The 16575-nt window shown below is 68.1% G+C and carries 17 protein-coding genes and 4 tRNA genes; 20 read left to right on the plus strand and 1 reads right to left on the minus strand.

Annotated elements, in window-relative coordinates:
• The first annotated feature begins 14 nt into the window (after positions 1-14).
• Entirely contained in the window at positions 15-254 is a 240-nt protein-coding gene (locus CLV54_RS16190; RefSeq protein ID WP_100346040.1) for a helix-turn-helix transcriptional regulator, read from the plus strand.
• The gene (locus CLV54_RS16195; protein ID WP_157803041.1) at positions 232-1416 is read left to right on the plus strand and encodes a tyrosine-type recombinase/integrase; all 1185 of its coding nucleotides are present in this window, start codon (positions 232-234) and stop codon (positions 1414-1416) included. The genes CLV54_RS16190 and CLV54_RS16195 overlap by 23 nt, the downstream gene beginning before the upstream one ends.
• Before the next feature lie 128 nt (positions 1417-1544).
• Here CLV54_RS16195 and CLV54_RS16200 read toward each other — a convergent pair.
• A tRNA-Val gene (locus tag CLV54_RS16200) sits at positions 1545-1617 on the minus strand.
• Positions 1618-1800: 183 nt separating this feature from the next.
• Here CLV54_RS16200 and CLV54_RS16205 point away from each other — a divergent pair.
• From CLV54_RS16205 to CLV54_RS16290, 18 genes are all read left to right on the plus strand, one after another.
• Positions 1801-1872: transfer RNA gene (locus tag CLV54_RS16205), tRNA-Gly, on the plus strand.
• A gap of 54 nt (positions 1873-1926) precedes the next feature.
• Positions 1927-2000: transfer RNA gene (locus CLV54_RS16210), tRNA-Cys, on the plus strand.
• A gap of 24 nt (positions 2001-2024) precedes the next feature.
• Positions 2025-2099: transfer RNA gene (locus CLV54_RS16215), tRNA-Val, on the plus strand.
• Between the two features lie 137 nt (positions 2100-2236).
• The gene (locus CLV54_RS16220; RefSeq protein WP_100346042.1) at positions 2237-2437 is read left to right on the plus strand and encodes a hypothetical protein; all 201 of its coding nucleotides are present in this window, start codon (positions 2237-2239) and stop codon (positions 2435-2437) included.
• Positions 2438-2524: 87 nt separating this feature from the next.
• Complete coding sequence (gene thrS / locus CLV54_RS16225) at positions 2525-4492, plus strand: threonine--tRNA ligase (protein ID WP_100346043.1); 1968 nt, start codon at positions 2525-2527, stop codon at positions 4490-4492.
• On the plus strand, positions 4480-5094 hold the full coding sequence (locus CLV54_RS16230) for an HIT family protein (protein WP_100346044.1): 615 nt from the start codon (positions 4480-4482) through the stop codon (positions 5092-5094). Before thrS ends, CLV54_RS16230 begins: the two co-directional genes overlap by 13 nt.
• Before the next feature lie 85 nt (positions 5095-5179).
• Positions 5180-6082, plus strand: coding sequence for a pyridoxal 5'-phosphate synthase lyase subunit PdxS (gene pdxS, locus CLV54_RS16235; protein WP_100346045.1), 903 nt, complete (start codon positions 5180-5182; stop codon positions 6080-6082).
• Positions 6072-6686 carry a pyridoxal 5'-phosphate synthase glutaminase subunit PdxT gene (pdxT, locus tag CLV54_RS16240; RefSeq protein ID WP_100346046.1) on the plus strand — a complete coding sequence of 205 codons (615 nt, stop codon included), beginning with the start codon at positions 6072-6074 and terminating at the stop codon, positions 6684-6686. Before pdxS ends, pdxT begins: the two co-directional genes overlap by 11 nt.
• Before the next feature lie 49 nt (positions 6687-6735).
• A complete protein-coding gene (locus CLV54_RS16245) occupies positions 6736-7494 on the plus strand; it encodes a YebC/PmpR family DNA-binding transcriptional regulator (RefSeq protein WP_100346047.1) in 759 nt (252 codons plus the stop codon).
• Between the two features lie 12 nt (positions 7495-7506).
• A complete protein-coding gene (ruvC, locus tag CLV54_RS16250) occupies positions 7507-8094 on the plus strand; it encodes a crossover junction endodeoxyribonuclease RuvC (RefSeq protein WP_100346065.1) in 588 nt (195 codons plus the stop codon).
• A gap of 9 nt (positions 8095-8103) precedes the next feature.
• Entirely contained in the window at positions 8104-8730 is a 627-nt protein-coding gene (gene ruvA / locus CLV54_RS16255; RefSeq protein WP_100346066.1) for a Holliday junction branch migration protein RuvA, read from the plus strand.
• Positions 8727-9755 carry a Holliday junction branch migration DNA helicase RuvB gene (ruvB, locus tag CLV54_RS16260; RefSeq protein ID WP_100346048.1) on the plus strand — a complete coding sequence of 343 codons (1029 nt, stop codon included), beginning with the start codon at positions 8727-8729 and terminating at the stop codon, positions 9753-9755. Before ruvA ends, ruvB begins: the two co-directional genes overlap by 4 nt.
• A 74-nt stretch (positions 9756-9829) precedes the next feature.
• On the plus strand, positions 9830-10255 hold the full coding sequence (yajC, locus tag CLV54_RS16265) for a preprotein translocase subunit YajC (RefSeq protein WP_100346049.1): 426 nt from the start codon (positions 9830-9832) through the stop codon (positions 10253-10255).
• Positions 10256-10321: 66 nt separating this feature from the next.
• The gene (gene secD, locus CLV54_RS16270) at positions 10322-12049 is read left to right on the plus strand and encodes a protein translocase subunit SecD (RefSeq protein ID WP_100346050.1); all 1728 of its coding nucleotides are present in this window, start codon (positions 10322-10324) and stop codon (positions 12047-12049) included.
• Positions 12049-13065 (plus strand): protein translocase subunit SecF, encoded by a 1017-nt coding sequence (gene secF / locus CLV54_RS16275; protein WP_100346051.1) that lies wholly within the window; start codon positions 12049-12051, stop codon positions 13063-13065. The genes secD and secF overlap by 1 nt, the downstream gene beginning before the upstream one ends.
• Positions 13062-13406 carry a rhodanese-like domain-containing protein gene (locus CLV54_RS16280; RefSeq protein WP_100346052.1) on the plus strand — a complete coding sequence of 115 codons (345 nt, stop codon included), beginning with the start codon at positions 13062-13064 and terminating at the stop codon, positions 13404-13406. Before secF ends, CLV54_RS16280 begins: the two co-directional genes overlap by 4 nt.
• Before the next feature lie 101 nt (positions 13407-13507).
• Positions 13508-15760: a RelA/SpoT family protein gene (locus tag CLV54_RS16285; RefSeq protein ID WP_100346053.1), complete on the plus strand. Its 2253-nt coding sequence runs from the start codon at positions 13508-13510 to the stop codon at positions 15758-15760.
• A gap of 102 nt (positions 15761-15862) precedes the next feature.
• On the plus strand, positions 15863-16438 hold the full coding sequence (locus tag CLV54_RS16290) for a hypothetical protein (RefSeq protein ID WP_100346054.1): 576 nt from the start codon (positions 15863-15865) through the stop codon (positions 16436-16438).
• Positions 16439-16575 lie beyond the last annotated feature (137 nt).

A 16575-nucleotide genomic window follows, 5' to 3' on the forward strand; every position in this document is an offset into this window, starting at 1 on the left:
AAGAGGAGGCGGCGATGCCGGACACCGATGACCGCCTGCTGCGCACCGAGGATGTGGCGAAGTGGCTCTCGGTGTCGAAGTCGACACTGGTGCGTTGGCGGCAGTCGGGGGAGGGGCCGGCCGTCTACTGGCTGGCTGAGGGCGTGCCGCGCTACCGCACCGCCGATGTCGAGGTCTGGCTCGCCGCGCGACAGGCCGCACGCCCGCGGCCGCCGAGGAGAGGGATCACCCATGCCGGCGCGACGCGGCGATAAGTGGGAGGGGCGGCTGAAGATCGACGGCCGAGTCGTGCGGACCCGGCGCTTCGACACAAAGCGGAGCGCCGTCGAGTGGGAGCGGCGTCAACGATCGACGTTCGATGAGCGCGGATACGATCCGAGCGCCGGTAAGGTCGCGGTCGAGACGCTGTTGGCTGCATGGTTGGAGCAGCGGGAGGGGCGGGTGAGCGAGACGACGCTCAACACCGATCGCTACCTCTTGCCGACCGAAGCGCAGCTCGCGGGCACGAGCAAACGTGAGCCGGTGCTGCCGACGTGGTTCCGCAAGCTGCACGTGGTCAAGGTGAACGCCAGTGCGATTCAGAAGTGGCAGGACGATCTTGGCAAGCGCGACATCGTGGCGACCACCGTCGGCCGTTACCGCACGTCGCTCTCGTCGTTCTTCAGTTGGTGCGTGGCCGAGGGCTACATCGCGCACAACCCGGTCATATCTGTGCCGCCGCCGAAGGACCGGCGTGCTCGCGAGGACATGCGACCTCTGCCCGCTCCTGAGTTCGATGAGGTCGTGCGGCAGGTCACCAGCCTCAGCCACGTCTACGGCGACCTCGTACTGGTGCTCGGTCGCACGGGCCTCCGGTGGGGCGAGTTGCGCGCGTTGCAGGTGCGGGACTTCACGGACGTTCCGATGCCGATGCTGCACGTCATCCGCAATCAGCCAGAGGGCTCGTCGGTGAAGGCTCCCAAGTCCGGCAAGAGCCGCAACGTCCCGATCCCTGACTACCTCGTCCCGGTGATCGGTCGCTTCGCCGTGGACAAGCGGCCCAGCGATCTGCTGTTCACCAGTGCTCGCGGGGCGCAGCTCCACCGCACGCAGTTCGTCCGGGCGGCGAGTTGGGAGGCCACGGGACGCGGGCGCACCCTCCACGACCTCCGGCACACCGCAGCCTGCGAATGGCTTATCAAGGGCGTGCCGCTGACGACCGTGCAGGCGTGGCTCGGGCACGGCTCCATCCAGATCACCGCCCGCTACCTGCACCATCTTGGCGACTTCGCCGACCGTGCCGCGCTCGACGTGCTCAACAACGCCGCGTCGAAGGCGCTCTCCAAGCGCGCCCGGAAGCTGCCGGACCTCAGCAGCTTCGGCGCGACCCCCGCGCGTCGCAGCGCCCCCGACCGCGGGCGGAGCGTCGGGCGGTAGCCCGCTCTCAGGAAACGCAGATCGCGCGAGCCTCGGGGTGATTCCGGGGTGATTCCGAGCAACCTGAGAACGACGGCTCGACAAGCGGAAAAGAGAGAACCCCTGGCGTTACCAGGGGTTCTCCGCTGTGGGCGATACCGGACTCGAACCGATGACCTCTTCCGTGTGAAGGAAGCGCGCTACCAACTGCGCCAATCGCCCATCTGGCGGCTGCCTGCTGGGCAAACCGCGCCTCACAATACTAGTCGACGAACGAGGCGCTTCGCACACCGAAGACCCGTGTCGCGAGCGTTTCCGGGGGAATTCTGCGGCACACGTCGTCAGTTTGAATAACCGGCGGAGGATCGTATAGAGTCATTCCCGCACACAGAAATGTGAGCGAATGCGGATGTGGCGCAGTGGTAGCGCATCACCTTGCCAAGGTGAGGGTCGCGAGTTCGAATCTCGTCATCCGCTCGAACAGGATCGGGCGAAAGCCCGGTTCTCTTCATTTGGTGGTGAACCCAACACGGTGGATTGGCCGAGAGGCGAGGCAGCGGCCTGCAAAGCCGTATACACGGGTTCGAATCCCGTATCCACCTCCAAGCTGCGATCCTGATCACAGCCTTGGGCGATTGGCGCAGCGGTAGCGCGCTTCCCTGACACGGAAGAGGTCACTGGTTCGATCCCAGTATCGCCCACCACAGTTCATCAATAGAAGAGCCCCGGTGCGCCGGGGCTCTTCTGTTTTCCCAGAGTTCTTTTTCCGCGAGTTCGTTTCTCATCCGTTCGTCTCCGTCAGCTCGCCCTCGGCCGGCGCGATTCCCGAAAGGCGCATCCGATGGCAGAGCCGCAGCCGCCCCGCTGGATCAACAAGTGGTTCCGCCGCGGGGCCTTCGCGATCATCGGGGGCGCGGCCCTCGGCATCATCGGCAGCCTCGGCGGGGCGGCGACCGGCTGGCTCATCGTGCCCCAGTTCGCCCTCATCGCGCTCGGCGTCGTCTTCATCGTGATCGCCATCATCCGCCCTCCTCGCGACTAGCCGGACGGGGCCCGCAGGCGGGCGAGGCGGCGCGGCACGGGCAGTAGAGTTGTTGGGTTAGCGCCCAACATCGAGGAGTGAACCCCCGTGGTCGATGGTTTCGAACTGTTCAGTGATCGATCGATCGTCGCGATGCGCGTCAACGGCGAGCTCCGCGATCTCGCGACGCAGGTCACCGATACCGACACCGTCGAGCCCGTGAGCATCGACTCTCCCGACGGCCTGAACATCCTGCGTCACTCGGCCGCGCACGTCATGGCGCAGGCCGTGCAGTCGATCAACCCGGAGGCGAAGCTCGGGATCGGCCCGCCCGTGACCGACGGCTTCTACTACGACTTCGACGTGCACGAGGCCTTCACTCCCGAGGACCTCAAGGGCATCGAGAAGGCCATGGAACGGATCATCCGCCAGGGCCAGCGCTTCACACGCCGGGTCGTCACCGAGGAGCAGGCCCGCGAGGAGCTCGCCGGCGAGCCCTACAAGCTCGAGCTCATCGGCCTCAAGGGCGGCGACGAGAGCTCGGAGGACAACGAGAGCGTCGAGGTCGGCGGCACCGAGCTCACGATCTACGACAACGTCGACCCGAAGACGGGGGAGACGATCTGGAAAGACCTCTGCCGCGGCCCGCACCTGCCGAGCACCCGCCAGATCGGCAACGGCTTCGCCCTCACCCGCAACGCCGCGGCGTACTGGCGCGGCTCGGAGAAGAACCCCCAGCTGCAGCGCATCTACGGCACGGCCTGGCCCACCAAAGACGAGCTGCGCGCCTACCAGGAGCGCCAGGAGGAGGCCGCCAAGCGCGACCACCGTCGCCTCGGCGCCGAGCTCGACCTCTTCAGCTTCCCCGACGAGATCGGCTCGGGGCTCGCGGTCTTCCACCCCAAGGGCGGCATCATCCGCCGTGAGATGGAGAACTACTCGCGTCGCCGCCACGAGGAGGAGGGCTACGACTTCGTCAACACCCCTCACATCACCAAGGGCGCGCTCTACGAGGAGAGCGGGCACCTCAGCTGGTACAAAGACGCGATGTTCCCCCCGATGCACCTCGACGAGGCCCGCAACGAGGAGGGCGAGATCACCCGCCAGGGCGCCGACTACTACCTCAAGCCCATGAACTGCCCGATGCACATCCTGGTCTACCGCTCGAGCGGCCGGTCGTACCGCGAGCTGCCGATGCGGCTGTTCGAGTTCGGCACGGTCTACCGCAACGAGAAGTCCGGCGTCATCCACGGTCTCACCCGCGTGCGCGGCCTCACCATGGACGACGCGCACATCTTCACCACGAAGGAGAGGATGAAGGACGAGCTCACCAAGACGCTCACCTTCGTGCTCTCGCTGCTGAAAGACTACGGGCTCACCGACTTCTACCTCGAGCTCTCGACCAAGGATCCCGACAAGTACGTGGGCGACGACGACGTCTGGGAGGAGGCGACCGAGACGCTGCGCGAGGTCGCGACGGAGTCCGGCCTCGAGCTCGTGCCCGATCCGGGCGGAGCGGCCTTCTACGGCCCCAAGATCTCGGTGCAGGCCCGTGACGCGATCGGGCGCACCTGGCAGATGTCGACCGTGCAGCTCGACTTCAACCTGCCCGAGCGCTTCCAGCTGGAGTACACGGCCGCCGACGGCACCCGTCAGCGGCCCGTGATGATCCACCGCGCGCTCTTCGGATCGATCGAGCGCTTCTTCGGCGTGCTCACCGAGCACTACGCGGGAGCCTTCCCGGTGTGGCTCTCGCCCGTGCAGGTCGTGGGCATCCCCGTCGCCGAGCAGTACGGCGAGTTCCTCGACGGCGTCATCGCGCAGCTGCGGGCCCGGGGCGTGCGCGCCGAGGTCGACAACGGCAACGACAGGATGCCGAAGAAGATCCGCACGCACACGAAGGCCAAGGTGCCCTTCCAGCTCATCGTGGGCGAGGAGGACCGCGAGGCGGGAGCCGTGAGCTTCCGCTTCCGCGACGGCACCCAGCTCAACGGCGTGCCCGTCGACGAGGCGATCGCCCGCATCGTGAGCTCGATCGAGACGCGCGAACAGGTTCTGACGGCATGGCTCGACTGACCGTCGACGACTACGACGAGTCGGATGCCGCGCAGCAGCCGCACGGGGAGCCCGGCGGTGTGCGCATCGACGACGCGTCTCATCTCGCGGGTGTGCCCGACGAGTTCCAGCGCCTGTGGACCCCGCACCGGATGGTCTACATCCAGCGCGGGCAGCAGCCGGCGCACGACGAGTGCCCGTTCTGCATCGCGCCCTCGATGAGCGACGAGGACGCCCTCATCGTCGCGCGCGGCACGCACGCCTACGTTCTGCTCAACTTGTTCCCGTACAACAGCGGCCACCTGCTCGTCTGCCCGTACCGCCACATTTCGACGTATGACCTCGCGACCCCCGACGAGGTCGCCGAGATCGGTAGTCTCACCCAGACGGCCATGCGGGTCGTCGCCGAGGTGGCGCACAACGACGGGTACAACATAGGCATGAACCAGGGCATGGTCGCGGGCGCGGGCATCGCCGACCACCTGCACCAGCACATCGTTCCGCGCTGGGCGCAGGACTCCAACTTCCTGCCGATCATCGCCAAGACGAAGGCGCTGCCGCAGCTTCTGGGCGAGGTCAGGGCGGCGATCGCCGCGGCCTGGCCTGCACCCGACCACGAGTAGAATCGAGGGGCTGCCCGCGCCGCATGTCGCGCGCGCCCCGCGGTTCGTACGACGCGCAGACCGCGTCGCACGAGAGAGGAAAATCATGACTGACAGCACCACAACCGGCCTGGTCGGCTCGAATCGGGTCAAACGAGGACTCGCCGAGATGCTCAAGGGCGGTGTCATCATGGACGTCGTCACCGCCGAGCAGGCCCGCATCGCGGAAGACGCCGGTGCCGTCGCCGTCATGGCGCTCGAGCGTGTGCCCGCCGACATCCGCTCTCAGGGCGGCGTGGCCCGCATGAGCGACCCCGACCTCATCGAGAGCATCATCGCCGAGGTGTCGATCCCCGTCATGGCGAAGGCCCGCATCGGGCACTTCGTCGAGGCGCAGGTGCTCCAGGCGCTCAACGTCGACTACATCGACGAGTCCGAGGTGCTGAGCCCGGCCGACTACGTCAACCACATCGACAAGTGGAACTTCACGGTCCCCTTCGTCTGCGGCGCGACCAACCTGGGCGAGGCGCTGCGGCGTATCAACGAGGGCGCCGCGATGATCCGCTCGAAGGGCGAGGCCGGCACGGGCGACGTCTCCGAGGCGACCAAGCACATCCGCACCATCAAGGCCGAGATCGCGGCGCTGAGCTCGAAGTCCCGCGACGAGCTGTACGTCGCCGCCAAGGAGCTCCAGGCGCCCTACGACCTCGTCGTCGAGGTGGCCGAGACGGGCAAGCTCCCGGTCGTGCTGTTCACGGCGGGCGGCGTCGCCACCCCGGCGGACGCCGCGATGATGATCCAGCTCGGAGCGGACGGCGTCTTCGTCGGCTCCGGCATCTTCAAGTCGGGCGATCCGGCCAAGCGCGCGGCCGCGATCGTCAAGGCGACGACCTTCTACGACGACCCCACGGTCATCGCGGAGGTGTCGCGCGGCCTCGGCGAGGCGATGGTCGGCATCAACGTCGCCGACGTGGCCGCCCCCCACCGGCTCTCCGAGCGTGGCTGGTAGCGCGTCGAAGCCTGAGGTCGGCGTCCTCGCCCTCCAGGGCGACTTCCGCGAGCACGCCGCCGTGCTGCGCGAGCTCGGGGCCGGGGTGCGCCTCGTGCGCCGGCCCGACGATCTCGACGCGGTCGCGGGGCTCGTGATCCCGGGCGGCGAGTCGAGCGTCATGGACAAGCTCGCCCGCGCCTTCGGGCTGCAGGAGCCGCTGCGTGCGGCGATCGCCGACGGCCTGCCGACCTACGGCACCTGCGCCGGCCTCATCATGCTCGCCGAGCGTGTGCTCGACGGCATCGCGGGGCAGCAGAGCCTCGGGGCTCTCGACGTCTCGGTGCGGCGCAACGCCTTCGGCTCGCAGACCGCCTCGTTCGAGGTGGACCTCGACATCCCGGTGCTCGGCGATCCGCCCGTGCACGCGGTGTTCATCCGGGCGCCGATCGTCGTCGACACGGGGGAGCGGGTCACCGTCCTCGCCTCGCTCGACGACGGGCGGGTCGTCGCCGTCGAGCAGGGCAACCTCCTCGGAACGGCCTTCCACCCGGAGGTCACGCACGACTATCGTTTCCACCGCTACTTCCTCGACAGGGTCGAGGACGTGGCCTTCCGGGGTTGAGACACCCCGTCATCTACACTTGTCGCAAGCGTTGAGAAGGAGTCAGTAAGTGTCAGGGCATTCCAAGTGGGCGACGACCAAGCACAAGAAGGCGATCATCGACTCGCGCCGTGCGAAGTCGTTCGCGAAGCTCATCAAGAACATCGAGGTCGCGGCGAAGATGGGCGGCGCCGATCTGAGCGGTAACCCGACTCTCGTCGACGCGATCCAGAAGGCCAAGAAGACCTCGGTCCCCAACGACAACATCGACCGCGCCGTCAAGCGCGGTGCGGGTCTCACAGGCGAGACCGTCGACTACCAGACGATCATGTACGAGGGCTACGGCCCCAACGGCGTGGCCCTGCTCATCGAGTGCCTCACCGACAACAAGAACCGCGCGGCCGCCGACGTGCGCACGGCCATGACCCGCAACGGCGGCACCATGGCCGACCCGGGCAGCGTCGCGTACAACTTCCACCGCAAGGGCGTCATCCTCGTGCCGCACACGGCGAACGTCTCGGAGGACGACGTGCTGCTCGCGGTGCTCGACGCCGGCGCGGAAGAGGTGACGGATCGCGGGGAGACCTTCGAGATCCTCACCGACCCGAGCGCGATGGTCGCCGCTCGCGAGGCGCTGCAGGAGTCCGGCATCGACTACGACTCCGCCGACGCGGAGTTCGTGCCCTCGCTCACGGTCGACGCCGACGCCGAGACCGCGCGCAAGGTCTTCCGCCTCATCGACGCGCTCGAGGACTCCGACGACGTGCAGAACGTCTTCACGAACATCGACCTGTCCGCCGAGGTCCAGGCCGAGCTCGAGAACGACTAGCCCGTGAGCACCGTGCGGGTCCTGGGGATCGACCCCGGTCTCACCCGCTGCGGTTTCGGGGTCGTGGACGTCGCGGCCGACCGGCGCGCGACGCTCGTGACGGTCGGCGTCATCAGGACGCCTGCCGACATGCCCCTCGAGCAGCGCCTGCTCGCGGTGGGCGCCGGGATCGACGAGGTGCTCGACGAGTTCCTGCCGGTGTCGGTCGCGATCGAGCGGGTGTTCGCCCAGCACAACCTGCGCACGGTCATGGGCACGGCCCAGGTGAGCGGCGTCGCCCTGCACCTCGCGGCGAAACGCGGCCTGCCGGTCGGGCTGCACACGCCGAGCGAGGTGAAGGCGGCGATCACCGGCTACGGCTCCGCCGACAAACGCCAGGTCGGCACGATGGTCGCACGTGTGCTGCGCCTCGACGAGCCGCCGACGCCCGCCGACGCCGCCGACGCCCTCGCGATCGCCATCTGCCACGCCTGGCGCAGCGGCGTGCCCGGCGTTACGGGCGGCTCGCGCCCGGGCGTCGCGGCCGGCGGAGCGCTGACCCGGGCACAGGAAGCGTGGCTCGCCGCCGAGCGCGGCAGCCGTGTCGCCCGTCGCCCGTAGGCTGTGCGGGTGATCTCTTCCCTGCGCGGCACCGTCCTGTCGACGACGGCCACCTCCGTCGTTCTCGAGGTCGGCGGCGTCGGCTTCTCGGTGCAGGTGACGCCCGATGTCTCCCTCTCGCTCAGAGTCGGCGCAGAGGCCTTCCTGATGACGAGCCTCGTCGTGCGCGAAGACTCGCTCTCGCTCTTCGGCTTCGCCACCGCGGAGCAGCTCGAGGTCTTCAGCCACCTCGTCGCGGTCACCGGGGTGGGGCCGAAATCAGCCCTGGGCGTCCTCGCCGTGCTGAGCCCGGAGGAGATCGCCCGTGCGGTCGCCGCCGACGACGACGCGGCGTTCCGCAAGGTCTCGGGCATCGGCCCGAAGACGGCCAAGCTCATTGTCGTCTCGCTCACCGGCAAGCTCGCGTTCGTGCAGCGCACGAGCCTCGTGCGCAGCCCGCGCACTCAGACGAGCGTGGCCGACAGCGTCGTCGAGGCGCTCGTGGGGCTCGGCTGGTCGGAGCGGGTCGCGATCCAGGCGGTCGAGGATGCCGCGGCATCCGCCACCGAGACCGAGCTCGCCACCGTGCCCGCCCTGCTGCGCCTCGCTCTCGCGAGCCTCGGGCCCGCGCACTCGACGGGAGGGCGCCGCCCGTGAGCGCGCTCGACGACCTCACCAACCCCGAGCTCGAGTCGGACGCCGAGCTCGCCTACGAGGGCGCCCTGCGCCCGAAGACGCTCAAGGAGTTCGTCGGCCAGACGAAGGTGCGCGGCCAGCTCGAGCTGCTGCTGAAGGCCGCGAGCATGCAGAACCGCACGCCCGACCACATCCTGCTCGCGGGCCCTCCCGGCCTCGGCAAGACGACCCTCGCGATGATCGTCGCGCAAGAGAGCGCCCAGCCGCTGCGGATGTCGAGCGGCCCCGCGATCCAGCACGCGGGCGATCTCGCCGCGGTGCTCTCCTCGCTCATCCCGGGGGAGGTGCTCTTCATCGACGAGATCCACCGGATGGCCCGCTCGGCCGAAGAGATGCTCTACCTCGCGATGGAGGACTACCGCATCGACATCATGGTGGGCAAGGGCGCCGGCGCCACGAGCGTGCCGCTCGAGCTCTCGCCGTTCACCCTCGTCGGCGCGACGACGCGCTCGGGGCTGCTGCCCAACCCGCTGCGCGACCGCTTCGGCTTCACCGCTCACCTGGAGTTCTACGACACCTCCGAGCTCGAACAGGTGCTGCGTCGCGCGGCCGCCCTGCTCGGTCTCGAGATCGAGCGCGAGGCCCTCGCCGAGATCGCCACGCGCAGCCGGGGCACGCCGCGCATCGCCAACCGCCTGCTGCGGCGGGTGCGCGACTACGCGCTCGTGCACGGCACAGGGCCCACCCTCGCGGCCGTGCGGGCCGCCCTCGAGCTCTACGACGTCGACGCGCTCGGCCTCGACAGGCTCGACCGCGAGGTCATGACGACGATCCTCACGCGCTTCTCCGGAGGCCCCGTCGGGCTCAACACCCTCGCCGTCTCGGTGGGCGAGGAGGCCGAGACGATCGAGGCGGTCGTGGAGCCTTTTCTCGTGCGGATCGGGCTCATCACCCGCACCCCGAGGGGTCGTGTGGCGACCCGGACGGCCTGGGATCACTTCGGCATCGAGCGCTCACAGGATGGCTCTTTGTTCGATGACCTATAATTCAAGCTGACCCATAGACTCCGGCCCCCACGAGAGTGTGGTCGCTCCCCAAAACTTGGAAGGTTTCACGGCTCATGCCTATCGATCCGCTCACCATAATCATGCTCGTCGTCCTGGCGCTGCTGGTGTTCTTTATGTTCCGCAACAGCCGCAAGCGCCAGCGGGACGCCCAGAACCTGCAGTCGAAGATGGTCGTCGGAGCAGACGTCATGACCAACTTCGGGGTGTACGGAACCATCCTCTCGATCGACGAAGACGAGAATCAGGTTCTGCTGGAGACCACGCCTGGTACGATCCTCAAGGTTCACCGTCAGACCATCGCGCGCGTCATCACCCCCGACGAGCCCGTGAGCACGGAAACCGACGACTCGAACTCTCTCGAGAGCCACGACGTCGACGGCGAGCCCGCCTACGGCGAACGTATCGACCCCGAGACGTCCGCCGATGACGCCCCGAACACGGCGCCCGGCACTTCGAATCAAAAAAAGGTAGACGAGTAACCCTTCCCCTCTGCGTGCCGCGTCGGACAACGGCGTGCGCGCGCGCGTAGAAAGCTGAGTTCGTAGTTGGCAAAGTCGACACCGGTCAAAAAGGCCTGGCGTTCCCTGACGTGGCTCGTCGTCCTAATCGTTGGCCTCACCGCCCTTCTCGCGGGAGGTGTCCTGTGGAGCAACGCCACCTGGGCGCCGAAGCTCGCACTCGACCTCGAGGGCGGAACGCAGATCATCCTCGCGCCCAAACTCGAGAGCAACGGCCAGAGCGTCTCGCAGGAACAGCTCGACCAGGCCGTGGCGATCATCCGCCAGCGCGTCGACGCCTCCGGTGTCTCCGAAGCCGAGATCCAGACGCAGGGCGGCCAGAACATCGTCGTGTCGCTGCCCGGCACCCCCGATCAGGAGACGCTCAACCGCATCGAGTCGTCGGCGAAGCTCGAGTTCCGCCCCGTGCTCGTCGCGGGCGCTCCGGCGACGAGCTTCGTGGGGGAGGACGGCAAGTCCACCCCGGCTCCGACTCCAGATCCAGGCCTCGAGGCGACGCCCTCGATCGCGCCGAGCAACGGCAGCGACCTCAACTACATCACCCCCGCGCTGCAGGCCCAGTTCCAGGCCTTCGACTGCGCCTCGATCGACGCCAACTCGGCGAACGTGGCGCCGGCCGACGAGCCCCTCATCACCTGTGAGGCCGACAGCTCGGTCAAGTACATCCTCGGTCCCGTCGAGGTGAGCGGCGAGAACATCGCGGATGCCTCGAGCGGCCTGGTCACGACCCAGACCGGTGCGAGCACGGGCCAGTGGGCCGTCAACATCGTCTTCGACGACAAGGGCACCGAGGCGTTCGGCAAGGTCACGAGCCGGCTCAACGGCCTGACGGGATCGCAGAACCAGTTCGCGATCGTGCTCGACGGCAAGGTCATCTCGGCTCCGCAGACCAACGCGGTCATCACCGACGGCCGCCCGCAGATCACCGGAAACTTCACCGAGGCCTCGGCCAAGACCCTCGCCGACCAGCTCAAGTTCGGCGCGCTCCCGCTCAGCTTCACGGTGCAGAGCAATGAGAACATCTCGGCGACGCTCGGCACCACGCAGCTTCTGAGCGGTCTCATCGCCGGCCTCATCGGTCTCGTCCTGGTCGTGATCTACTCGCTCTTCCAGTACCGGCTCCTCGGCCTCGTGACGGTCGCCTCGCTCGTCGTGGCAGCGATCCTGACCTATCTCGTGATCGCCCTGCTGTCGTGGCGCGAGGGCTACCGCCTCTCGCTCGCCGGCGTCGCGGGCCTCATCGTCGCCATCGGTTTCACAGCCGACTCCTTCATCGTCTACTTCGAGCGAATACGCGACGAGCTGCGTGACGGCAGAGGCCTGGTCTCCGCCGTCGAGGCGGGCTGGGGCCGTGCCAAGCGCACGATCTACGCGGCGAAGGCCGTCAACCTGCTCTCCGCGATCGTGCTCTACGTGCTCGCCGTCGGAAACGTGCGCGGCTTCGCGCTCACCCTCGGAATCACGACGGTCATCGACGTCATCGTCGTCATCCTCTTCACGCACCCGGTGCTGCAGCTGCTGGCGACCACCAAGTTCTTCTCCAGCGGGCACAAGGCGAGCGGTCTCGATCCGACGGCGCTCGGCGCGATCTATCGCGGCCGTGCGCAGTTCCGCAAGCCCGTCGACGCGGAGGCCGCGAAGCGAACCGGCAGCAACCGAGAGGCCGAGCGTCGTCAGACGATCGCCGAACGGAAGGCCGCTGAGCTGACCGGAGTGGGCACCAAGAGTACGAAGACCGATGGGAAGGACTCCTGATGGCCAGTTTCGCCCAGTTCGGCAATGACCTCTACACCGGGAAGCGTTCCTACGACTTCGTCGGCAAGCGCAGGATCTGGTACACGATCGCCATCGCGATGATGATCGTGTCGATCGCCATCCCGCTCATCAAGGGCGGATTCAACTTCGGCATCGAGTTCCGCGGCGGTTCGCAGTTCGTGGTGAGCGGTGTCACCGAGGTGCAGCAGCCGGCGGCGGAGGAGGCCGTGGGCACGGTCGACTCCGGCACCGTCGTGCACGTCTCGAAGCTCGGAACCGACGCCGTCAGGATCCAGACCGACCAGCTGACCGACGACGAGAGCCTGCAGGTCAAGAGCGCACTCGCCGAGGCCTACGGGGTCGACGAGTCCGAGATCACCTCATCCTTCATCGGCGCCTCCTGGGGCGCGGACGTCACGGGGCAGGCGCTCCGGGGACTCGTCGTGTTCCTCGTGCTCGCGGCCGTGGTCATGGCCCTGTACTTCCGAACGTGGAAGATGTCCGCTGCGGCCATGCTCGCCCTCCTGCACGACCTCGTGATCACGGCGGGCGTCTACGCGGCGACGGGGTTCGAGATCACCCCGGCGGCCGTCATCGGCTTCCTGACGATCCTCGGCTACTCGCTCTACGACACGGTCGTCGTCTTCGACAAGGTGCGTGAGAACACGGCACAGCTCGGCGACGACTCCCGTTACACCTTCGGCGAGGCGGTGAACCTCGCGGTGAACCAGACCCTCGTGCGCTCGATCAACACGGGTGTCGTCGCGGCGCTGCCCGTCGCGGCCATCCTCTTCATCGGTGCGTTCATCCTCGGCGCCGACACGCTGCGCGACATCTCGCTCGCGCTGCTGGTCGGTATCCTCATCGGCACCTACTCGACGATCTTCATCGCGGCTCCGCTCTACGCGCAGTTCCGCGAGAAGGAGCCGACGATCAGCAAGCGCGACAAGCGCGTGCTCACCTCGCGCGAGCGCGCGAAGACGCCGGAGAGCGACGAGGCGGCAATCGCTGGATGAGCGATCCGTTCGGAGGGCGCACGGAGGTCGACGCCGCTGAGGCCATCGGCCTGAGCTCGCTCGAGGGCGTGTGGCTGTTCGATGTGCGCGAGCAGGGCGAGTGGGATGGCGGGCACGCCGCGGGCGCGCACCACATTCCCATGAACGAGATCGGCGAGCGTCAGGGCGAGCTGCCCGACGACCTCGCGATCCTCGTCATCTGCCACTCGGGAGCACGTTCGCGGAGGGTCACCGACGCCCTGCTGGGCGCAGACTACCGCGCGGCGAACGTCTCGGGCGGGCTCATGGCCTGGCAGGCGGCATCCGGGCCCGTCGTCGTCGACGGGAGCGACGCGGTCTGAGCGGCAGCCGAGTGTGCCCTGAGAGAAACCCGGCTCCTGTGCCCCCGAACGGTCAGGGATCGTGAACGCGGGGGCGATAATAGAGAGCCTGGAGGTGTGAGATGACGGAAGCGACCACGACGTCCACGTCGCTCCGGCGCCTCGTGCCCCGTCTCTTCTCGCGCGCCCAGCCGGCCGGCGCGGTCGACACCCTCGTCAAGACGGTTCGGATGCACCATCCGAAGGGAGACATCGCGCTCATCGAGCGCGCGTACTCCACCGCCGAGCGAGCCCACCGCGGCCAGAAGCGGCAGAGCGGCGAGCCGTACATCACCCACCCCGTGGCCGTGGCGCAGATCCTCGCCGACCTGGGCATCGGGCCGAAGACCCTCGCGGCGGCGCTGCTGCACGACACCGTCGAAGACACCGAGTACACGCTCGACCAGGTGCGCGCCGACTTCGGCGACGAGATCGCCATGCTCGTCGACGGCGTGACCAAGCTCGACAAGGTCAAGTACGGCGACAGCGCTCAGGCCGAGACCGTGCGCAAGATGATCGTCGCGATGTCGAAAGACATCCGCGTGCTCGTCATCAAGCTCGCCGACCGCCTGCACAACGCTCGTACCTGGGGCTTCGTCAAGCCCGAGTCAGCGAAGCGCAAGGCGACCGAGACGCTCGAGATCTACGCACCGCTCGCACACCGCCTCGGCATCCAGACGGTCAAGTGGGAGCTCGAAGACCTGTCGTTCGCCGTGCTCTACCCCAAGCTCTACGTCGAGATCGAGTCGCTCGTGCGGCAGCGCACCCCGCAGCGCGAGGAGTTCGTGCAGCAGGTCATCGACGCCGTGACCGAGGATCTGAAGGCCGCGCGCATCCGCGGCAAGGTCGCCGGGCGCCCCAAGCAGTACTACTCGATCTACCAGAAGATGATCGTGCGCGGCCGCGAGTTCGACGAGATCTACGATCTCGTGGGCATCCGTGTGCTCGTCAACTCGGTGCGCGACTGCTATGCCGTGCTCGGCGCCATCCACGCGCGCTGGAACCCGATCCCGGGCCGCTTCAAGGACTACATCGCGACCCCCAAGTTCAACCTGTACCAGTCGCTGCACACGACAGTCATCGGACCCTCCGGGCGAGCGGTCGAGATCCAGATCCGCACCCACGAGATGCACCAGCGCGCCGAGTTCGGCGTCGCCGCGCACTGGAAGTACAAGGAGCAGGTCAACGGCGGCAAGGGCGCGGCGACCGACGTGCAGGACGACGCCGACATGGCCTGGCTCGCCCACATCACCGACTGGCAGGCCGAGACGGCCGACCCGGGCGAGTTCCTCGACTCGCTGCGCTTCGAGATCGGTGCGAAGGAGACCTACGTCTTCACGCCCAAGGGGCGTGTGATCGGCCTGCCCGCGGGCGCGACCCCGGTCGACTTCGCCTACGCCGTGCACACCGAGGTGGGGCACCGCACGATGGGCGCCAAGGTCAACGGCCGGCTCGTGCCGCTCGAGAGCTCGCTCAACAGCGGCGACGTCGTCGAGGTCTTCACCTCGAAGAACCCGGACTCCGGGCCCAGCCAGGACTGGCTCAACTTCGTCAAGAGCCCCCGCGCGCGCAACAAGATCCGTCAGTGGTTCACGCGCGAACGCCGCGACGAGGCGATCGAGCAGGGCAAGGACGCGATCGCCCGCGCGATGCGCAAACGCAACCTGCCTCTGCAGAAGCTCATGAACCAGGACGCCTTCGCCGAGGTCGCCGCCCAGATGCGCTATGACGACGTGACGGCGCTCTACGCCGCCGTCGGCGAGGGGCACATCTCGACCCAGTCGGTTCTCGAGAAGGTCGTCGGCCTGCTGCAGACCGAGCCGGATGTCGATGACGCCGACGTCTCGGTCGCGACCCACGGGCGCCCGCGGTCGCTGCGCAACAGCGACTCCGGGGTGCTCGTGCGCGGGGCTCCCGACATCCTCGTCAAGCTCGCGAAGTGCTGCACGCCCGTTCCCGGCGACAAGATCGTCGGCTTCGTCACCCGCGGCGCCGGGGTCTCGGTGCACCAGGCGGACTGCCACAACGTCACCTCGCTGCTGAACGAGCCGGAGCGCATGATCGAGGTCGAGTGGGCCCCGTCATCGAAGAGCGTGTTCCTCGTGCAGATCCAGGTCGAGGCGCTCGACCGTTCGGGCCTGCTCTCGGATGTGACGCGTGTGCTCTCGGAGCACCACGTCAACATCCTCTCGGCCACGGTCAACACCTCGAGCGACCGCCTGGCGATCAGCCGATTCGTCTTCGAGATGGGAGACACCACCCACCTCGACCGGGTGCTCAACGCCGTGCGTCGCATCGACGCCGTCTACGACGTCTACCGGGTGAGCGCGGGCTGAGCCCCGCACGGCGGGGCCGATGATCAGCGCGCCGCCGCGGCCGTGCCCTGTCAGGAGCCCGGCCAGACGCGCGAGCGCGCGCTTCTTGTGCGGCAGCCTCGGATGCCGGTCGAGCGCCTGGAGGCAGTCGCCGAGACGCACGCCGAACCGCGTGCCGAGGTCGCCGACGCAGGCTCGCGTCGTCTCGGAGAACTCCACGGCCCGCGCGAGATCGATCATCGTGCGCACCGGCGAGGTGACGGAGTAGCCCTCGATCGTGACCAGCTCCTGTTCGACGACGACGATCTCGCGCACCTCCGCCCGGCACGACACCGGCAGGCGGAAGCGCGCTCGCGCGACCATGCCCAGCTGATGGAGCGGGGGAGGGAAGGCCGCCGCGCCGTGGACCCAGGCCGCGCTGAACCGCTCGACGATCAGCCGGTCGGGCAGGCCCGCCATGACCGCTCGCACCCGCATGGGCGGGTCGGCCGCGACATCCGCCGGCGTGGCTCCGTCGTCGAGGGCGAACGCCTCGCCGTCGAGGCGCAGCGCGCTCAGCTCGGCGGGGGAGAAGTCGTGCGTGGTCAGCAGGAGCGTCGTCATGCCAGCATCGTGCAGGGTGCGGACGTGACCGCCCTCGTGGTGGCGGCGATCCCGTGCACTCGCGAGCGCAGGACGCCGCTGTGGAGAGCCGGCTAGCTGTACTGACCTCGACCGTTGTTGATTCGGTCGATGGGGGTCTTGCCTCTGATGCCGAGGTGGTGTCTGTCTAGGTTGTAGTGATCGAGCCAGGCCGTCAACCCTGCTCTCCGGTCGTCGTTCGAGGTCCAGGGGCG

It is taken from the genome of Compostimonas suwonensis (assembly GCF_002797855.1).
Taxonomy (GTDB): Bacteria; Actinomycetota; Actinomycetes; order Actinomycetales; family Microbacteriaceae; genus Compostimonas; species Compostimonas suwonensis.